This is a genomic window from Psychrobacter sp., assembly GCF_018260395.1.
In the GTDB taxonomy this organism is placed as follows: Bacteria; Pseudomonadota; Gammaproteobacteria; order Pseudomonadales; family Moraxellaceae; genus Psychrobacter.
In genome coordinates, this window is record NZ_JAGLBC010000172.1 from 1 (window position 1) to 4,363 (window position 4,363).

The window sequence follows — 4,363 nt, forward strand, 5'->3', positions numbered from 1 at the left end:
GACCTACCAGGTGTCTCAGTTAATAAAAATATGGGTACTGAGGACGAGAGTTGGTTGTGTATCGAACGACTGCATGAAACCGCAACGCCGCAACCTAAAGACGAATTATTAAAGATATGGATAAGTTTTCCTAAAAAGTTTAGTGAGATGCCTGTACTAAAAGATAAGGTATTGACGTCTAATTTAATAGATGCAGGCTTTAATCTCCCCTCAATAATAGAAGATGAAGATGGCTTTTTGAAAAATTCGTCAGAAGCGGCACCGGCTGTTACCGACCACATCAATAAAACCACAGAAGATTCTATAAAAGATGCTGATTCTAATTTGGACTTTACTTATTTAGAGAAGTTTTCTGATAAAGAAAACGTTCAGACTGCACTTAAAAATTATATCAAAACGATATGGAAACCCTGGCTAGAACAAGAAAAGCTTATCAGACGTAGTATCAAGCTATATAGTGATTTGTTTTTATTATCAAAAGAACTTCAAGGCAACTTAGCAGACGCTAAGCTTGAATTGGTATGGGGCGTTGGTATCGTCTTATGGAACAAGTCTGATGGTACTAATATAAAATATCCTTTACTTACTCATTTGGTTGAAATTTCTCTAGACAAAGACACCATGGCTTTGTCAGTCAAACCCAGTGCGGGAGCTGTAAAGCTCGAAACAGAGCCATTCTCATCACAAGACACTCTAGATTTGGGTGGCTTGACAGATACGTTCAAAGAATTTTTTAGTAACGATGATTTAGTATTTAATCCTTACGCTTTGAATACGTATTCACCTGTTTTAAATACTGCCGCTTCACTACTAGACTCCTCAGGGCAGTATCAAACAGGTAATTTTGATGAGAAGCTTATTGAAAATGAATTTTATCATGATAGGAAATTACCTAAAGCATCGGATAGCTTATTAATCACAGATACTTGGGTATTAGTGGCAAGACCGAGAGGTGATAACTTCCTTTTGCAAGATTTGGAAAGGTTTAGTACAAAGCTGACCAATGACCAGATTGACGGCAGTGCTCAACAGATACCAAATGCGTTATCCGCTATTTTGTCAGAGCCTGCAACTGAAAACCAAGATATTGACTTACCTTCATACCGTGGTATCTCGGCAATCATTGGCGGTGAGGATAATCATCAGAGTAAGCCTAAAGATTTGTATTTCCCAAAACCCTATAACGATGAGCAAGTTCGCATTATTCAAATGTTGCAATCTTACGATGGTGTGGTGGTACAAGGCCCTCCTGGTACGGGTAAAACGCACACTATTGCGAATGTTATCTGTCATTACCTTGCTTTAGGTAAGCGTGTTTTAGTGACTTCAATGAAAGACCCAGCGTTATCAGTATTAAAAGAAAAGCTGCCTAAAAGTATTCAGCCACTTGCGGTTAGTCTACTAAGTAGTGACAACGAATCTATTAAACAGTTTGAATCTTCAATCAGAAAGATATCTAGCGAAGTATCAAGTATCGATAGAAAACAATATCAAGTCGCCATTGACCAACTTCATGAAGATATCGATAAAACCCATGCAAATTTAGCACAGGTGGATACAGATATTTCATATTGGGGGCGGTTAAACCTAGATGATATTATCATTGATGGTAAGACAATAGCCCCTCTTGATGCAGCAAAGTTAGTTGTGTCTAAGCAAGCCGATATTGCTTGGTTTCCTGATGCACTGGACATCACTGAAAATTTTAAACCTCAGTTTTCTAACGAAGACATTGCTCAATTACGTGATGCAAGAGTGTCCATTAAAGATAATTTAATCTATTTAAAAGAGACCATACCTAATCTATCTGAACTACCATCTGTTGATCAAATCGTTGATTTACATAAAAAATTAATATCTGTAGATGAGCTCGTACAGGCTGAAACGGAAGGTATTCTTCCAAGTTTAATAAATGATGATCCTGCGACTATCCAAACTATCAAAGATACTTTATTAACGCTCAAAACATTAAAAAACCAGTTAAATGAAATATCTAACGCCAATGTCAGTTGGTCTCAACCGTTTAAACAGCATTTATATAATCAAAGTAAACAGGACATAATTGACTATTTCAATGTCTTGAAAAAGGATATAAATAGTGCACTTATCAACCGTACTGCGTTTATTACCAAACCAATAACGTTGTCACATCACTTTGATAATAATATAGAATTAGTAGATGCCATAAAAAATCTATCCGAAGATAGAAAGCCTTTTGAATTGGCAGGTATTTTCGGTAAGTCATCGGAGAAGAAACTGATAGAAGATATTCTAATTCTAGGGTCTTCACCTACGACGGCAGATGACTGGCGATATATTCTTACTTTTATCGAATTTAGAAAGCTATCAAAATCATTAATAACACGATGGAATGCGTTAGCTGTAGAATTATCACTGCCTAATATAGAGGCCAGTATCGATAATCTACCTAATTTGGCATCAGTCATTAAATTAACGGAAATCATTAGTCAGGGTACTTTGCTCGAATTAGAAGTTAAAAAAGCAGTGCAATATTTACTGCCAATCTGGGATAGTGGTACTCAACATGTTTATTCACTTGAATCATTAAAAGATATTGAAAGAGTGTTAGAGCAACACCTGATCAAATATTCATTAGCATCGACGACTGCTTTTAAAGAACGTCTCCAGAACCTAGTTTCTGAAAGCACAGGGCCTATTACTAGAGAACTTGAGGCTTTTATCAACAGTGAATTGGGCGATAAAAAATATTCAGTTAAAGACATCGAAGAGGATTGGCTGAGCCTAACAGGTGAACTAAAACACATACATAGTTTGTCAGATAACTTTCAAACCGTTCGCAAGGTAACACAGCTCATTGCGAGCTCTGGTGCTATTAAATGGGCGAAAATGCTTCAAGAGAACCCTATTTCTAGCACTGTTATTTCAGACGCCTCTGTTTCAGACAATATCCCTACTCAAGTTGCAGAAGAAAGTATATTGCCTGATAACTGGCGAGAAGTTTGGTATTTAAATAGATTAATCAGTTTTGTTAATCGTATTGACAGTAGGCAAGAGCTTGTTGCTTTAACTAAAAAAAGACGTGAACTTGAAAGTAACTTATCACGTTTATATCAAGAAGTGATTACAAAAAGAACGTGGTTACATCTTGCAGAAAACGCCACACCAAATGTCAGAGGGGCTCTTGAGAAGTATCGATCAGCAATTGTACGTATTGGTAAAGGCACTGGAAAGCGTGCGCCTCGTTATCGCAAAGAGGCGCAAGACGCCTCTGAACAAGCAAGCTTGGCCATACCGTGCTGGATTATGCCCCACTACCGCATAAGTGAGTCTTTACCTGCTAACTTTGGTAGCTTTGATTTAGTTATTATCGATGAAGCTTCTCAATCTGACTTAACTGCATTGCCCGCCCTAATGCGTGCAAAAAAGGTATTGGTGGTTGGTGATGATAAACAGGTTTCACCAGAGGGCATTGGTTTAGAAAGTGATAAGATTGTAAAGTTAATGAACCAGTACTTAGCAAATCAAGTAGAGCTATATCGTTCACAAATGTCACCAGAACGATCAATATACGACTTATTTAAAGTGGTTTTCGCAGGCAGCACTATTATGCTTAAGGAACACTTTCGCTGTGCACCGCCTATTATTGAGTTTTCTAAACGTGAGTTTTACGACCACGAATTAAAACCACTGCGTCAACCCAAACCCTCCGAACGCCTAGATCCACCACTTATCGACGTATACGTGACGGATGGCTATAGAAGCCATAACAAGACCAATCCGCCAGAAGCGCGATTTATTGTCGACGAAATTAATAAAATAGTAGAAAACCAAGACTATAAAGGCAGAAGCATCGGCGTTATCTCCTTGCTAGGTAACGAGCAAGCCAGAGAGATTATGGAGATGCTAAGCCGTGAATTGGGTGAAAAAATCATTCAGGATTTCGACATCGCTTGCGGAGATGCTCGAACATTTCAAGGTAAAGAACGAGACATTGTATTTTTATCGTTAATTGTAGATAAAGACAATGCCCATGCCCTAACTAGAGAGTCGTTTGCACAGCGTATCAATGTGGCGGCTTCAAGAGCACGCGATAGAATGTACCTTGTTCGCAGTATTGAAATGGATGAATTAAGTCCAGCCGACGTTTATAGGAGCAAATTGGTTCAACATTTTAGACAACCGTTTATGCGTAATGAAGAGACTGTAAGTAATCTTCGTGATAAATGTGAGTCCCCTTTTGAAGAAGAGGTTTACGATATATTGGTTGAGCGTGGATTTAAAGTTATTCCGCAGGTTGAGGTCGGACAGTATCGTATCGATATGGTAGTTGAAGGTGACAACGATACCAGTTTAGCTATTGAGTGCGATGGTGATAGATACC

General features: G+C 38.3%; 1 protein-coding gene. It reads left to right on the top strand.

Annotated features, from left to right (window positions below):
• Positions 1-4,363 (top strand): AAA domain-containing protein (locus QZ265_RS09980; protein WP_296405793.1); only part of this gene is annotated, 4,363 nt, incomplete at both ends.